Source organism: Pseudaestuariivita sp. (genome assembly GCF_052825805.1).
This window is the reverse complement of sequence record NZ_JBRBVB010000002.1, coordinates 54,626-70,087: the sequence shown is the minus strand read 5'-3', so window position 1 is coordinate 70,087 and position 15,462 is coordinate 54,626. Positions and strand designations below refer to the sequence as shown.

The 15,462-nt window shown below is 66.1% G+C and carries 14 protein-coding genes; 2 read left to right on the top strand and 12 right to left on the bottom strand.

The features are described 5' to 3' along the window. Positions 1–12: 12 nt before the first annotated feature. The 4 genes from ACU0B3_RS01435 to ACU0B3_RS01420 form a co-directional block, all read right to left on the bottom strand. Positions 13–1,098: an ABC transporter permease gene (locus ACU0B3_RS01435; protein ID WP_446259026.1), complete on the bottom strand. Its 1,086-nt coding sequence runs from the start codon at positions 1,096–1,098 to the stop codon at positions 13–15. Positions 1,099–1,182: 84 nt separating this feature from the next. Continuing rightward, complete coding sequence (locus ACU0B3_RS01430; protein WP_446259025.1) at positions 1,183–2,547, bottom strand: CmpA/NrtA family ABC transporter substrate-binding protein; 1,365 nt, start codon at positions 2,545–2,547, stop codon at positions 1,183–1,185. Between the two features lie 260 nt (positions 2,548–2,807). Next, positions 2,808–3,983, bottom strand: a complete 1,176-nt coding sequence (locus ACU0B3_RS01425) for an ABC transporter substrate-binding protein (RefSeq protein ID WP_446259024.1) — start codon at positions 3,981–3,983, stop codon at positions 2,808–2,810. Continuing rightward, the gene (locus ACU0B3_RS01420) at positions 3,980–4,564 is read right to left on the bottom strand and encodes an ANTAR domain-containing response regulator (RefSeq protein ID WP_446259023.1); all 585 of its coding nucleotides are present in this window, start codon (positions 4,562–4,564) and stop codon (positions 3,980–3,982) included. Before ACU0B3_RS01420 ends, ACU0B3_RS01425 begins: the two co-directional genes overlap by 4 nt. 403 nt (positions 4,565–4,967) lie before the next feature. Here ACU0B3_RS01420 and ACU0B3_RS01415 point away from each other — a divergent pair, with 403 nt between their 5' ends. Together ACU0B3_RS01415 and ACU0B3_RS01410 are read left to right on the top strand one after the other, a co-directional pair. Beyond that, positions 4,968–5,879, top strand: coding sequence for an MBL fold metallo-hydrolase (locus tag ACU0B3_RS01415; RefSeq protein ID WP_446259022.1), 912 nt, complete (start codon positions 4,968–4,970; stop codon positions 5,877–5,879). Continuing rightward, a complete protein-coding gene (locus ACU0B3_RS01410) occupies positions 5,879–6,823 on the top strand; it encodes an MBL fold metallo-hydrolase (protein ID WP_446259021.1) in 945 nt (314 codons plus the stop codon). Before ACU0B3_RS01415 ends, ACU0B3_RS01410 begins: the two co-directional genes overlap by 1 nt. 7 nt (positions 6,824–6,830) lie before the next feature. On the opposite strand, the gene ACU0B3_RS01405 is transcribed toward ACU0B3_RS01410, so the two are convergent. The 8 genes from ACU0B3_RS01405 to soxZ all read right to left on the bottom strand — a co-directional run bounded on the left by ACU0B3_RS01405 (position 6,831) and on the right by soxZ (position 15,456). After that, on the bottom strand, positions 6,831–7,874 hold the full coding sequence (locus ACU0B3_RS01405; RefSeq protein WP_446259020.1) for a YeeE/YedE family protein: 1,044 nt from the start codon (positions 7,872–7,874) through the stop codon (positions 6,831–6,833). Positions 7,875–8,133: 259 nt separating this feature from the next. Beyond that, positions 8,134–9,408: an FCSD flavin-binding domain-containing protein gene (locus ACU0B3_RS01400; RefSeq protein ID WP_446259019.1), complete on the bottom strand. Its 1,275-nt coding sequence runs from the start codon at positions 9,406–9,408 to the stop codon at positions 8,134–8,136. Positions 9,409–9,434: 26 nt separating this feature from the next. Further along, positions 9,435–9,815: a c-type cytochrome gene (locus ACU0B3_RS01395; RefSeq protein WP_446259018.1), complete on the bottom strand. Its 381-nt coding sequence runs from the start codon at positions 9,813–9,815 to the stop codon at positions 9,435–9,437. Continuing rightward, on the bottom strand, positions 9,812–11,140 hold the full coding sequence (locus ACU0B3_RS01390) for a c-type cytochrome (protein ID WP_446259017.1): 1,329 nt from the start codon (positions 11,138–11,140) through the stop codon (positions 9,812–9,814). The genes ACU0B3_RS01395 and ACU0B3_RS01390 overlap by 4 nt, the downstream gene beginning before the upstream one ends. Further along, a complete protein-coding gene (gene soxC / locus ACU0B3_RS01385) occupies positions 11,124–12,386 on the bottom strand; it encodes a sulfite dehydrogenase (protein WP_446259016.1) in 1,263 nt (420 codons plus the stop codon). The genes ACU0B3_RS01390 and soxC overlap by 17 nt, the downstream gene beginning before the upstream one ends. Before the next feature lie 36 nt (positions 12,387–12,422). Further along, entirely contained in the window at positions 12,423–14,120 is a 1,698-nt protein-coding gene (gene soxB / locus ACU0B3_RS01380) for a thiosulfohydrolase SoxB (protein WP_446259015.1), read from the bottom strand. A 93-nt stretch (positions 14,121–14,213) separates the two neighbouring features. Continuing rightward, positions 14,214–15,044: a sulfur oxidation c-type cytochrome SoxA gene (gene soxA / locus ACU0B3_RS01375; RefSeq protein WP_446259014.1), complete on the bottom strand. Its 831-nt coding sequence runs from the start codon at positions 15,042–15,044 to the stop codon at positions 14,214–14,216. 82 nt (positions 15,045–15,126) lie between these two features. Next, positions 15,127–15,456, bottom strand: coding sequence for a thiosulfate oxidation carrier complex protein SoxZ (soxZ, locus tag ACU0B3_RS01370; RefSeq protein WP_446259013.1), 330 nt, complete (start codon positions 15,454–15,456; stop codon positions 15,127–15,129). Between the last annotated feature and the right edge of the window lie 6 nt (positions 15,457–15,462).

Below are 15,462 nucleotides of genomic sequence, written 5' to 3'. Positions count from 1 at the left end.
CCTGAGCGCGGCTCACCGATGGTTCGTAAAGGTGAAGAGCGACTGGATCGCGTACATCAGCCGGTCGAGGAGGAAACCGATGATCCCGATGGTCAGCACGGCCACCATGATCTTGGCCAGCGACTGGCTCGAGCCGTTCTGGAACTCGTCCCAGACGAACTTGCCGAGGCCGGGGTTCTGCGCGAGCATCTCGGCCGCGATCAGCACCATCCAGCCCACACCCAGCGACAGGCGCAGCCCGGTAAAGATGAGCGGCAGCGAGGACGGCAGCACCAGCTTCGTGATCTTGGTCCAGGTCCCCATCTTGAGCACCTTGGAGACGTTCACCAGATCTTTGTCGATCGACGCCACGCCCAGCGCGGTGTTGATCAGCGTCGGCCAGAGCGAGCAGAGCGTCACCGTGATGGCCGAGATGAGGAAGGACTTGGCAAAAAGCCCGTCGTTCGTCGCATAGACCGCCGAGACGATCATGGTCACGATCGGCAGCCAAGCGAGCGGCGAAACCGGTTTGAAGATTTGAATGAGCGGGTTGAGCGCCGCGTTCGCGGTCTTGGAAAGACCCGCCGCGATGCCGAGCGGTACGGCAAAGGCGGTCGCAATCAGAAAGCCGAAGAAGACCGTGGCGATCGAGGTCCCGATCTGCTGGTAGTAGCTCGGCGCGCCGGTGTAGGCCCGCTCGACCGGTTCCTGCCCGTTCGAGATGCGCCGTTCGTTGAGCTTGGCAACCTGGGCCTGGAACTTCTCCCGGCTCTCAGCCTTGCGCTGCGCGTCTTCGTGCAGGTTGACCGCCTGCTCCCAGACTTGCGCCGGTCCCGGCACGGCGCCCAGCGACGTCTGCACTTTGGGGGCCAGAGTCCCCCAAGCCGCGAGGAAGAGCACGATGGCCAGCAAAGGCACGCCCAGCAGGCGCCAGATCTCGCCCACCTGCGCTTTGGGGTTGTCGCCGGCGGCGGCCTTGAGCATGGGCGTCAGCCACGACAGGCCGAGGACGCTGAACCACTTGTCGGCCTTGTTGATGCGGGTGAAGAGGACGGCCTTGCGGGCGGCACGCGCCTCGGCGGCGGCGTCTTCGGAGAAATTCGGGTCAACTGCGGTCATGGGTCTGCCCCTGCCTGGAGATGAGGAAATAATGAGAAGGTCCGGGCCGCCCGATGAGGAGGCGGGCAGCCCGGGGTCCGGGTCTTAGCCCTGCACTTCGGAGCCGACGACGATCTGCTCGCCTTTCAGGCCAATCGGCAGGCTCTCGAGGTAGGCGTTGGGCGCGCGTCCGTCGTAGGGGATGCCGTCGATGATGTCGGCGGCGGGCGTCGGCGCCTTGTAGCCATCGCTGTCCCAGGGGAAGTCGGCCTCGCTTGCCAGGCCCTCGTCCACGAGCAGGCGCGCGGCTTCGAGGTAGATGGCGGGCTTGTAGACCTTTTTGGCGACGTCATCGTACCAGGCGTCGGACTTCGGCTCGGCGATCTGGCCCCAGCGGCGCATCTGCGTCAGGTACCAGATGGCGTCAGAGTAGAAGGGATAGGTCGCGTTGTAGCGGAAGAAGACGTTGAAGTCGGGGATGTCGCGCACGTCACCCTTTTCGAACTCGAACGTGCCGGTCATCGAGGCGGCGATGACTTCCTGATCGGCGCCGACGTATTCGGGGCGCGAGAGGATTTCGACCGCGTCGAGCCGGTTGGCGTTCTCGTTCTCGTCGAGCCAGATGGCCGCGCGGATCAGCGCCTTGGTCACGGCAAGCGTGGTGTTGGGATACTGTTCGGCGAACTCGTTGGTGATGCCAAACACCTTCTCGGGATTGTTCTTCCACAGCTGGTAGTCAGTGATGACCGGCACGCCGATCCCCTTGAAGACCGCCTGCTGGTTCCAGGGCTCACCCACGCAGTAGCCGTAGATCGTGCCCGCCTCGAGCGTGGCCGGCATCTGGGGCGGAGGCGTCACGGAAAGGAAGACATCCGCCGCGATCTGCCCGCTCACGTCTTCGGGCGAGTAGAACCCCGGGTGCAGACCGCCCGCCGCGAGCCAGTAGCGCAGCTCGTAGTTGTGGGTCGAGACCGGGAACACCATGCCCATGTTGAAGGCCTTGCCCTCGTTGCGGTACTGCTCGACCACCGGCAATAGTGCCGACGCGCTGATCGGGTGCTGCGGGCGGCCATCATCCATCGACGGGATATGCGGACGCATCAGGTCCCAGACCTCGTTCGAGACGGTGATCCCGTTGCCATTGAGGTCCATCGAGAACGGCGTGATGATGTGGGCTTCTGTCCCGAACCCGATCGTCGCCGCCAAAGGCTGGCCTGCCAGCATGTGCGCGCCGTCGAGCTGTCCGTCGATCACGCCGTCCAGCAGCACCTTCCAGTTGGCCTGCGCCTCGAGCGTGACAAAGAGCCCTTCGTCGAGGAAATAGCCCTGCTCGTAAGCCACCGCGAGCGGCGCCATGTCCGTCAGCTTGATAAAGCCGAAGGTCAGCTCGTCCTTTTCCAGTTCCAGCATCTGCGCGGATGCGCTTGAGATCGTCAGCGCGGCCGCAGCGGCGCTCAGCAAATACTTCATCAGGTCAGTCCCCCTGTCTCGGATGCAGCTCCCGCCAAAGCGGGGCGCAAAACAAAAAAAGCCGCCAGACCTCCCGCGGTGTCGCGAGATGGGTCGAGCGGCTGTGCTCAGTGTGCCCTGTCGTGGGTGAGGTGGAGAGCGCCGTTGCTCTCTGATCTCAAGAATGCCGCGATGCAGCGGCAAGGCAAGCTTGGGGTCCAAAAGGTTCCCAGGTTTTTCTGCCTTGCAGCGAAACTTGGGGGCATTTGCCTAAAAATGTGTCAGATGCCCCGTGCGGGATCAAAGACGCGCCCGTCGAAGAACCGGTTTTGCGTCAGGATCAGCCGTCCGCTCTCGGAGGAGACGGCGGTGCCTTCGGCGATTCCCCCTTCGGTCTTTTCGGAGGCGCCCGGCAGGATCGCGCCCGCCGGGCCGAGATGGCGCCGGTAGAGGTCCGTGCGGAAGCTCTGCCGCGCCGAGGCCATCGCCTGCTCTGCGTCCAGCCCCAGCCGCCCGGCCATCTGCGCTGCAATCCACGCCGCCTGGCTGCGCCAGGGGAACTGCGCCGCGCCCTGGTAGAACTCGACAAAGCCCGGACAGTCGCGCGTCTCGCCGCGGGCGTTGATCACCAACCGACCCGTCAGCGCGCGGTCGATGATGTCGGGGGCGAGGTCGAGGTAGCGCTCGCGTGCCAGCAGCTCGGCCGCCGTCGTGCGCGCGCCGCCCGTGCCGAGCCAGCGCCCGGCCTTCCAGACCGCCCGCATCAGCCGCCCGGTCAGATCGGCGTTCTCCTCCGCCCAGCCGGTCCGCACGGCGAGCACCTTTTCGGGGGCAAAGCTCCAGATCGCCTTGCCAGGGAGCAAGAGCGTGCCAAATCCGCTTTCGACGGACTTGGACCCCCAGGGCTCGCCCACACAAAAGGCGTCGATCTCGCCCGCCGCCAAGGCGTCGGCCATCAGGGGCGGCGGCACGGTGCGCACGGTCAGGCTTTGCGGCGCCGGCAGACCGGAGGCCGCCAGCCAGTAATAAAGGAGCTCGGCCTGCATCGAGAACGGGAACGGCACGCCGACGCGCAGCGCGCGCCCGGTCTGCGCCAGCGCCCGGCCCGCCGCCGCCGCATCGGTGAAGTCGAAGGAGGCTCCGGCGCCCTGCAGCTCCGCGGCCAGCGCGTTCGACACGCCCACAACAGTCCCGTTCACCGACAGGGCCATCAACGCTGAGACCTCCGAGGCGACGCCCCCGATCCCGAGCGACATGGCGACCGGCACGGGGGCAAGCAGATGCGCCGCCTCCACCGCGCCAAAGGCGAGCATGTCCCGCAGCGACGACCACGACGGCGCGCGCACCAGATCGAGGGCGAGGCCCTCTTCCTGCGCGAAGCCCATCTCGGCGGCGGCAATCAGCGGCACCGCGTCGGTCAGCGGGATAAACGCGACGGAGAGACGCGCGAGCGTCATGCCAGAAGGTCCGCCGCCGTCACCAGCGCCTGCGCGACCTCCGAGATCTTCTTGCCCTGGTCCATGGCGGTCTTGCGCAAGAGCGCGTAGGCCGCGTCCTCGTCGATGCCGCGCGCCTTCATCAAAAGGCCCTTGGCCCGGTCGGTGATCTTGCGCTCCTCGAGCGCGCGCTTGGTCTCCGCCAGCTCGTCGCGCATCCGCCGGAACATGTTGAACCGCGCAATCGCGGCGGAGATCACCGGCCGCATCCGCTCGGGGCGCAGGTTGTCAACCACGTAAGCCGACACGCCCGCCTCGATCGCTGCCTTGGTCAGGCTTTCGTCGCTCTGGTCGGCAAAGACCGCGACGGGCCGGTCGAGCGGCGAGGTCGCCAGCGTCAGCTCCTCGATCATGTCGCGGGTCGGGCTGGTGAGGTCCACGATCACGACATCGGGCTGGATGTCGGCGATCTGCCGGGCGAGGCTCGAAATCTCGGAAATCACGCGGATGTCGTTGTCGCCGGCCTCCTTGAGGCTGTCGACGATCATCAGCGCCCGGTCACGGTCGGGCTCGGCAACGATGATGGACAGCGGCTTGGACATGGCGCGGACTATGCGCAGCGCCTCTGGACGTACCAAAGGGATTCCGCAGCGCAGCGTCAAAATTTCCGCGTGGCGCCAGTTTGTTAGGCACCCTGGCGTCGGTACCCGGGCCGTCGCCTCAGAACAATCCGGCACTCCCCTCTGCCTGATCCGTCGCGCGTTGCAAGCGCAGCAAAAGCCGCACGCCTTGCGCCGATACGGCGCAATTTTCGGCCACGTGGACCGACTGCACCTTGCTGCTACAATCGCGGCACGGGCACGCGGCATCTGGCGCGACGGGCCCTTCTTTGGAGGACGTCGGAACACGCGTTCCCGACCCGAGGCAAACGTTCTACGGCGCTTTTTCTTGCGTGGTGATGAGAAACCACTCATATTCGCATAAAAGAATTTAAGGGAGCGCTCCATGTCATTCACGCGTCGAACTTTGCTGGGCGGGCTTGCCGCCGCGCCGCTGGCGGCCGCGGTGCCGCGTATGGCGACGGCATCCCTTTCGCTCGGAACGGCTGAGCTGACGACTGTCAGCGACGGGAACCTGTCTCTCCCGGGCGATTTTGCGTTCGGGTCGATGCCGCAGGACGAGCTCCTCCCGATCCTCGCGGAGTTCGGCCTCTCGCGCGATAGCTTCACGCCCGATTGCAACCTCGCGCTCTATCGCGACGGCACCAACACGGTGCTCTTCGACGTCGGCTCCGGCCCTGATTTCATGCCCACGGCAGGCAAGATCACGGACAGCCTCGCGGCGCTCGGTCTTGGCCCCGAGGACATCACGCATGTCGTCTTCACCCACGCGCATCCCGACCATATCTGGGGCCTGCTCGACGATTTCGACGACCCGCTCTTTACCGAGGCGGCCTATCTCATGGGGCGCGCGGAGTGGGACTATTGGTGGGACCCGAACACCGTCGACACCATCGGCGAGGCACGCGCAGCCTTTGCCGTCGGCGCCAAGCGCCGGATGGAGGTCATCGCGGATAGCGTGACACTGGTCGAGCCGGGCGCAGAAATCTTGCCGGGCATCGCCGCCGTCGCCTCGCCCGGGCACACGCCCGGCCATATGGCGTTCGAGGTCCGGCAAGGCGGCGCGGCGGCGCTGATCGTGGGGGACGCCATCGTCAACCACCACGTAGCGTTCCGCAAACCAGGCTGGGAGAGCGGCACCGACCACGACCCGGCGCTCGCCGTTCAGACACGGCGCGCTTTGCTGGACCGGCTCGCCGCCGAGGACTTGACCCTCGTCGGCTTTCATCTGCCCGGTGGCGGCATCGGGCGCGTCGATCGCTTCGGGGACGCCTACCAATTCGTGGAGGGCGCGTGATGCTCCGCTGGCCCCTGCCACTGCTGCTCGCTGCAGCCCCGGCCCTCGCCAGCGAGGACATCGCCGATCAGTACCCCGGCTCGCCGCTCTATTCCAAACCGATCGAAGTCATCCCGCACGTCTGGTCCGCCATCGGCGCGACCGCGCCGCCGACCTACGAGAACTCCGGCCACAACAACAACCTCAGCTTCATCGTGACCGGCGACGGGGTCGTGGTGATCAATGGCGGCGCGGCGTACATCCTGGCCGAGGCGCTGCATGCCGAGATCAAGGCGGTCACCGATCAGCCGGTGAAGCTCGTCATCGACGAGAACGGGCAGGGCCATGCGATGCTCGGCAACTCCTACTGGGCGGAGCAAGGCGTGCCGATCCTCGCCCATGTGGATGCCGCGCACGAAATCGAAACCCGCGGCAACCGCATCCTCGAGGGGATGAAGCGCTACAACCTCGACAAGGCCGAAGGCACATTCGTCGCGCCCCCGACCGAGACCTTCGAGGACAAACGGGTGATTGAGATGGGCGACTTCCGCATCGAGGTGCTGCACCTCGGGCCCGCCCACGGGCCCGGTGACACGCAGGTCTGGCTGCCCGAGCAGAGCCTCGTGATCGCGGGCGACATGGCCTTTCACCAGCGAATGCTGCCGATCTTTGAGGACACCATTGCGCTCGACTGGATCGAGACGTGGGAGACCGGCTTTGAGGCGCTGAATGCCACCTACGTCATTCCCGGCCACGGCACGCCGACCAACATGGACCAGGTGCGCCGCTACACGCGCGACTACCTCGTCTACATACGCGACAAGATCGGCGAACATCTCGAGGACGGGGGCGACCTGGCGGACGCCTATTACGTCGACCAAAGCCCCTACGCGCATCTCGACACGTTCGAGCAGCTCGCGACCCGCAACGCAGGCCGGGTCTACGAGCAGATGGAATTCGAGTAGCTTTTGCTCAGGCGCTGACCGCCGCACCGCGCGGCTGGAGCAGTGCGCGACCCAGAAGCCCGCCGGCGATGATGGAGGCCAGCGCCAGCAGCGCCGCGAGGCTCAGCGCCGCGCTGCCCGACAGACCCGCGCCGATGGTGCAGCCTCCGGCCAGCACACCGCCGACACCCATGAGCGCCCCGCCCGCTCCGTAGCGGACGGTCTGCGCAGGCGTCTCAAAGCTCTGCAGCGCCAGCTCTCCGCGCAGGGCAGCGCTGGCAAAGGCGCCGAGCAGCACGCCGCCCACCAGCCCCGTGCCAAAGCCCGCCGGGATCGCGCTCGAGGCGATCACCCAAAAGAGCGTGTCCGACCAGGGCAAGGTGAAGGCCGCCGACTGCACCGGCAGCGGATCGAAGTCATCGACCAGCAGGACCGACGTGCCTGCCCAGCCTGCCACCGCGACGAGGCCAATGACAGCGCCCAGCGCGAGATCGCGCGGCTTTGCGCTAGACTGGCGCGCGAGCAGTCCCGCTCCAACGGCCAAGAGCAGCGTTACAATAATCGAAAGGCCCGGCACTTCGGCCAGCGAAGCAATGCCGAGGTCCAGCTGCACCGACCCAAGGCTCGTGCGGAGCGGCGCCAGCACGCCCTTGAGCGTGGCATGGGCGACGATGGCAAAGACCGCGACCACCATCAGCGCGCGCAGGTTGCCCGTCGCCGAAAGCACCGTCAGCCGCGACATGCAGCCTCGTGTCAGGACCATGCCGATCCCGAACGCCACGCCGCCCAGCACGATGGCCAGCACCGGCACCGACGCGTCGAGCAGGCGATGGCCGTCCAGCGCGACCCAGCCGAGGCTCTGCGCAACGGCGAAGCCGCCCACCGCAAACGCCAGCGCCGTCAGCCAGACGGCACCGGCGGCCCGGTCTGGTCCCTCTTCGCCGGCCACCGCGCGGCGCAGGCAAAAGCGCGAAATTTGCGCCGCCACACCGAAGATGAGCCCCAGCAGCGCGCCAAAGAGCAGATGCACGGTCTGGACCGGCAATTCGAACGGCAAAGTCTCCAGCAGCATGGCGCAATTTCCTTAACAACGATGCAGAGGAAATAATCTCAAGTTCAGATATGAAAAGTGTCTGATACAGAACGCATGTTCCAACTTATGCTCAGAAATGCGCTCTCCGATCCAAAACGCCACGCGCCGAAAGACGAGGTTCCGCTTCAGCAGCACACGCCACGAGATCCTCCCTCATTTGCCCTTGTGACAAAAAACCCCCGGCGCAGCGCGCGCCGGGGGTCTGTGGGCCGTCTTGCGGCTTTCCTTTAGCGACAGGTCAGGCTTTGGCGCCGAACATGTCCGCGGTGATGCCGGCGTACCAGCCCTCGCTCTCTTCGTAGGTGGCCTTGCGCAGATCGGCGCTTTCGCCGACCTCCGAGATAAAGCCGTCGACCTTGGCGATCTTTTCCTCGGTCGCCTCGTAGGTCGCGCCGACCTTGACGCCGTCGTTGGTGTCGATGAGCGACCAGCAGGTGTTCGAGAACTTGGCCGGGAAGACGCGGCTGCCGGTCAGCGCACCGCGCACGGCGTTGGCGCAGACCTTGGCCTGGCTGTTGGCCGAAAAGCCGGACTTCGGCATGTCGCCCTGCTGGCTGGCATCGCCCAGCACGTAGACGTCCGGGTCGGCCTTGGAGGACATGTCGGCGGCGTTGACCGGCGCCCAGTTGCCGTCCGTGACGCCGGCGATCTCGGCGATGCGGCCTGCCTTCATCGCGGGGATGACGTTGCAGACGTCGACGTTCGTCACCTCACCGTCGATGGAGACGGTCATGGCGCCCGGGTCGACCTCGACCACGGCGCCGCCAAAGTCCTCGCCGATCCAGTCGATCATGCCGGAGTAATGCGCGTTCCAGCCCTCCTGAAAGAGCGACATCTTGGAGAACTTGGGCTTGGGGTCGGCCACGAGGATCTTGGCCGTCGGGTTATTGTTCTTGAGGTAGTGCGCGACCATCGACACCCGCTCGTAGGGTCCCGGCGGGCAGCGGTAGGGGTTGGGCGGCGCGACCATCGCAAAGGTGCCGCCCTCGGGCATCGCCGCGAGCTGCGCCTTCAGGAGCTCGGTCTGCGAGCCGGCCTTGTAGGCGTGCGGCATGGCGTTCTGCGCCGAGATGTCCCACCCGGGCACGGACATGTCGACGAAGTCGATGCCGGGGCTGAGGATCAGCTTGTCGTACTTGAGGCTGCCGCCGCCGGCGAGGCTCACCGTCTTGGTGTCGCGGTCGACGCCCACCGCCCAGTCGTGCACGACGTTGACGCCGTTCGCCGCGAGCCCGCCGTAGGAATGGCCGAGGTCATCGATCTCTTTGAACCCGCCGAGATAGAGGTTCGAGAAAAAGCAGGTGTAGTAGGTGCGCGTCGGCTCGATCAGCGTGACGTCGATGGCGCCCTCGCTGTCCTTGGCGATGTAGCGGGCGGCGGTTGCGCCCCCTGCCCCGCCGCCGACGACGATCACGCGCGGCTTGGCATGGCCGTCCGCCAGCACCATAGGTGCGGCGAGCGCAGCGGTAGCCGCGGCGGTGGTGCCGAGGAACGCTCTTCTGTTCAGTGTCATGTGGGTCTCCTCCCTGGTGTGCGGCGTCATTCGACGTCCAGTGTCGTGAAGTAAGCGGCGAGCGCGGCGATCTCCTCGTCGCCGAACTTGCCCGCGGTCATCTGCATCACGGCATTCTCGCGCGTCTTGGCCTTGTAGGCGTACATCGCGAGACGAAAGGTCAGATCGTCGAGGTAGACGATGGCCGGGATGCCGTTGCTGTCGCCGCTCTGCTGGTGGCAGGTGGTGCATTCGCCGCCCAAGTATTCCCCGTATTCGGCATCGCCCGCCGTGGTCAGCTGCGCTGGAACAAGCCCCGCGTCAGCCGCGTATTCGGCGATCTCCTCGGGCGTGTAGGCGCTGCCTTCCGCAAGCGCGCCTGCGCCCGATAGCACGAGCGCCGCGCCAAGGAGGGCGCCGCGCGTCATGTCCCGTCTCCGAAGCTGGCGAGGTAGGCGGTGATCGCCTCGAGGTCGGCCTCCTTCTTGAGCCCGGCAAAGGCCATCTTGGTGCCTTTCATGTACTCCCGCGGCTTGGCGAGAAAGCCGGCGAGCTCCGCCTCGTCCCAGACGCGGCCTTCGGCGGCGGCGGACTCGAAGACGGAGGAGTACGAGAACCCGTCGACCGATCCCATGGTGCGCCCCATCAGGCCGTTGAGGTGCGGGCCGGAGCGGTTGTCCGCCCCTTCGCCGACCTGGTGGCACGCCTTGCATTTACGGAAGACCTTTTCGCCGGCGGCGATCAGTGCGGCGCCCTCGTCGGACGCCGGCGCGTCCGCCTCGGCAGGTGCGGCGCTCTCGGCCTCTGCTTGCGCGGGCGGGGTCACGGCGGCGGGGATGAAGGACGGGCCATCGGCAGTGAACGACGGCAGCTCTTCGTCGGCGGCGTGGTTCATCACCGAATTCGTGCCACCCTCGGGCGGGGTCTCGACCAGAAAGACCGAGCGCATCGTGACCTGCACTTCCTCCTTGCAGTCCTCCATGCAGGGCTCCGCGCGCCACTTGGCGTATTCCAGCTCGGGCCGGTCGTCGATCACGAAGCCCTCCATGTTGTACATGTCGAACGCGGCGAAGTTCTCGTGGCTGAGCTCGAAATCGTCGTCCACCAGGTCGTTGGAATAAAGGATGTAGGCGACGATGGCGTAGGTCTCGTCAGCGGTCAACGTCCCGGCCTCGCCGAAGGGCATGGAGCGGGAGATGTAGTCCCAGGCGGTCGACAGGTGCGGCCAGTAGGAGCCGACCGTCTTGACCGGGTCCTTGTCCCCGAGCGTGTCGAAGCCGCCGGCCAGCACGGGCCAGTTGTCGACCCCCTCGGCAAAGTCGCCATGGCAGGAGGCGCAGCGGTCGGCGAAGACCTCTTCGCCGGTCCAGACATCGCCCGATCCTTTGGGCAGGCCGCGCCCATCGGGGAGCACGTCCACGTCCCAGGCGGCGATCTCTTCGGGCAGGGCTGCTCGGCCGATACCAAGCGCGCCGCCCGCAGGGGCCGGTGCCGTGAGGGAGGCCGCCATGGGGCGCGCTTCTAGCTCGGCGACGCGGGCGCGTGCCTCGTCTTGGACGGCAGTGATGCGCGCGGCGAGGTCCGCGTTGGCGGCGGCCTGCTCGGTCACGCGGGCTTCGGCGGCTGCGGCCTGGGCTTGCGCCAGCGCCGCCGTTTCCGCCTGATAGCCCCGGGTCGAGACGCCGTAGGCCGCGCCCAGCACGATCCCGGTCACGCCCAGCGTGGGCCAGAGGATGTTAGGAGACTTCGACATTCTCGGCGATCCCTTCTGCGTTCACGTACCAGGTCTGGATACAGTTGTTGTGGTAGACCGAGTTCTCGCCCCGCTCGGCGCGCAGCTGGTCCTTGGTGGGCTGCACGTAGCCGGTCTCGTCCATGGCGCGGGCCTGCAGGAGCATCGGCGCGCCGTCCCATGTGGTGTCGAGGTAGAACCGCGTCAGAGCCTTGGTATCGCCCTGCTTGCCGAGGCGCGCGGTCTCCCAGGTGATGCCGCCGTCCTTTGAGACATCGACGCGGGTGATCTGGCCGTGGCCGGACCAGGCGAGGCCGGAGATGACCATCGGGCCCGCCCCGTGGGGGATCGGCACTTGCGGCGAGGGGGAGGTGATGACGGACTTGGCGTCCATCACCCAGGTCCATTTGCGCGCGGTGCCGTCCTCGTAGACGTCGGTGTACTTGCTGGTCTCCTCGCGGCTCTCGACGGCGGTGTCGACCACCTCGATCCGGCGGAGCCACTTGACCCACATGTTGCCTTCCCAGCCGGGCACGACGAGGCGGACGGGGTAGCCGTGCTCCATCCGGAGTGCCTCTCCGTTGGCCTTGAAGGCGACAAGCACGTCGTCGAGCGCCTTTTCCATTGGGATCGAGCGTCCGTTCGAGGAGGCATCGGCGCCCTCGACATAGACCCATTTGTCCAGGTCGATCTCAGCTCCCGCCTCCTGCAACAGGAGCCGAAGGGGGACGCCCGTATACTCCATATTGTGGATCATGCCGTGGGTGAACTGCACGCCGTTAAGCTGCGCCCCCGCCCACTCCATCCCGGTGTTGGCCGCACATTCGCAGAAATAGACGTGGTTTTCGCGCGGGAAGCGTTCGAGATCGGCGTAGGTAAAGACCAGCGGCCGCTCCACCAGCCCGTTGATCATCAACCGGTAGTCCTGCTTGGACAGCTCGATCGCGCCCGAGTGGTGCCGCTCGAAGGCGCAGCCCTGCGGGGTGATCGTCCCGTCGAGCGCGTGGATGGGCGTGAAGTTGATCGACGAGATGGGGGAGGCCGTCAGCCACTCCACATTGCGCCGCACCACGTGGCTCTCAAAGCTGATCGGCATGCCGTAGGGCGTCTCGTCGACGCCCGCGCCGGTGTAGGACGCCCAGTCCTGCAGCTCGGTGATCAGCGGGTCAGGCCCTTCGGCGGCAGCCGCGCCCGCGACCGAGCCCGCGGCCATCGCGGCGCTCCCCCTCAGGAAGGCGCGGCGGGACGGTTTGATCAGGTCATCCATGTCTCGTCATCCATGTCTCGAGGTCTCCCGATGTGCTTAGGTGCCGACGATGTCGACGCTGGTGTTCTCGGACACGGTGACCGTGCCCTGCTTGCGGATGTGGCTTTCGACCACGTCCCAGATTTGCGGCCCTTCGGTGTCCTGGTTCACGCTCGCCCAGCCCGCCACGACGTAGGCGCGGGCGGGATCGATGGCCTCGCCGGTGCTCAGGAGCGTCATGTTCGAGATGCGCGAGCCCTGCGGTTTCGACACGTCGATGCGGTAGCCGAGCCCGCCGGTGCGGACCATGTCGCCGCCCTGCTGGTAGTAGGGGTCGGGGTTGAAGATGTTGTCGGCCACGTCCTCGAGCACGATCTTTAGGAACTCGCCGGTCATCTCCGTCCGGTACGCCTCGCCATAGGTCATCGCCGTGACGCCAAAGATGTCCTCGCGGGTGATGTCCTGGCCCGGCACCAGCGACGGCCCCCAGCGCACGCCGGGCGACAGGGCGATCTCAGCGTCCCGCTCGGAGAGGAGCGCGTCGCAGATCAGGTCATCCCAGGAGCCGTTGAAATTGCCCCGGCGGTAAAGAAGGCTCTCCGTCTGGCCGACCACCTCCGTCATCTGCGGCAGGAACGGCGCGCGCTCGGCCTCGATCAGCGCGGCGACCTCGCGGTCCGGCGCGATCACGTCGGAAAAGATCGGGATCAGTTTCGACCGGTACCCCATCATGCGCCCATCGCGGATATCGAGATCGACGCGGGTGACGAACTTCCCGTTCGAGCCGGAGGCGAGGATCACCGTGTCGCCGACGATCACCGGCTCGGGCAGCGCGTCGTGGGTGTGCGCCGAGAGGATCACGTCGATGCCCGGCACGACGCGCGCCATCTTCTTGTCCACGTCAAAGCCGTTGTGGCTGAGGCAGACGACGCATTCGGCGCCCGCCGCGCGGACTTCTTCGACCATGGCGGCCATGTTCTCGTCCCGGATGCCGAACGAGTATTCGGGGAACATCCAGCCGGGGTTGGCGATCGGCATGTAGGGGAACGCCTGGCCGATCACGGCGATCCTGGTGCCGCCCCGCTCGAACATCTTGTAGGGCGGGAAGAGCTCGGCCGGCTCGTCCCACTCGGCGTCAAAGACGTTCTGGCCAAGTGCCGCGAACGGCAGGCCCTCGACGATCTCGTGCACCCGGTCCGAGCCCAGTGTGAACTCCCAGTGGAAGGTCATCGCGTCGGGCCTCAGCGCGTTCATCACGTTGACCATGTCCTGCCCGGCGGTGTGGTAGGTCGTGTAGGACCCGTGCCATGTGTCACCCCCGTCGAGAAAGAGCGCATCGGGCCGCTCGGCGCGAATGGCGTTCACCACGGTCGCGACACGGTCCAGGCCCCCCACCCTGCCGTAGGCTTGCGCCAGCGCGGCAAAGTCACCGGAGCTCAGCGCGTAGTGGCTCGGGCTGCCGTCGGCGATCCCGTAGAGCCGGCGAAAGTCGGCGCCGGTGATGTGCGGCACCGCGCCATTGTTCCCGCCGACGCCGATGTTGATCGACGGCTCGCGAAAATAGAGCGGCTTGAGCTGGCCGTGGATGTCGGTGACATGCACCAACGTGACGTTGCCAAAGGTGTCGAACTCCAGGAGCTGATCTTGGGTCAGGCGCTGCTGCGCGGCGAGCCGCGCCCAGTTGCCAAATCCCGACGCGCCCACCAGCGCGGAGGCGGCCATTCCGACCTGAAGGAAATCACGGCGCGAGATCATGGGCGTTCAGCCTCCGTTTACATATACGCATAAGTGAATGTCATGCAGACAAGAAAGCCCCGCACCTTGTGGCGCGAGGCTTCCTGCGGTTGGTCAGTTGCGGACGGAGGGCGTTTCCACCGAAAGCCCCTCGCCACGGGATGCAAGGTAGAGCTCGAGCGCCTTGAACTCGTCGCCACCTTCCTTGAAGGGCGTGGCGCGGATGTTCTTCATGCAGCCCTTGAAACGACCGTGGATCGAGTTGAGCTTGGCGTTCTTGAGCCGGTAGGTCGGAAAGCCGTTGATCTGCCCCTGGCTGAGGTGGTCGGCGCGGATCATCACGCCGTAATTGTCCTCGTGGCAATTCGAGCAGGCCATGTCGAGCTGGCCGACGCGGGTGTAGTAGAGCTCCTTGCCCTTTTCCCAGAAGGGCGCCGCCTCGCCGTCGATGGCGACGTTCATCGGCAGGCCGCGCGACTGGAGCCCGATCAGAGCTGTGACTGCCGTCATCTGGCCACCCGACCACTTCCAGGGCTCGGCGCCCATGCGCTCGGTCCGGCAGCCGTTCACGAGGTTCTCCATCGTCACGAGCTCGCCATTCTCGACCCGCGGCAGCTCTGTGCGCAGTCCGGCAAAGTCCTCGACGTTCTCGTGGCAGGAGGCGCAGGACTTGCCCTCGCTGCCGTTCACGGCCTCGAAGAGGTCGATACCCTGATCGACGAAGATCATCGCCGGGTTGTCGAAATCGTCCGTTTCGAGCGCCTGCGTCTCCGGCGAACGGAAGTGCCAGCCCGAGTAAATCGTCTTGACGTTTTCCATATGCGCGGGTGCGGAGGTCGTGGTGACCATGTCCTGACCCTCGATGCTGAGCATGTTCGAGTCCTGGGCCACGGCCGTGCCCGCGGCCAAGAGCGCAACAGCGACGGCTGTCCGTTTGAATGTCATTGGTGTCCCTCCCATGGCGGGATCTCGGCCCTCTGACGGGACCGGTGATCCGTTTGCTGTGTCGGCGCGATCCCGGTCTTCTTCAGGAGACGGTGATCTTCTTGGATGTGTCGTAGACGTCCCCGTCGTCGTCGTACCAGGTGAAGGTGAACTCACCGGATTCCGGCACGACCGCCTTGAACTCGAAGAACGGGTTGGTCGAGATCGCGGGCTCCAGCTGCACGTCAATCACGTTCTGGCCGTTAAAGTCGGCGGTGAACCGGTTGATGATCGAGCGCGGAATGACGTTGCCGTCATCGTCCTTGCGCTGGCCGCTCTCCATCTTGTGGCTGATGAGCGTCTTGATCGTGATCGTCTCGCCGGCGGCGGCGGTCTTGGGAACCTTGACGCGGGGTTTTACACCGGATGCCATGATGTC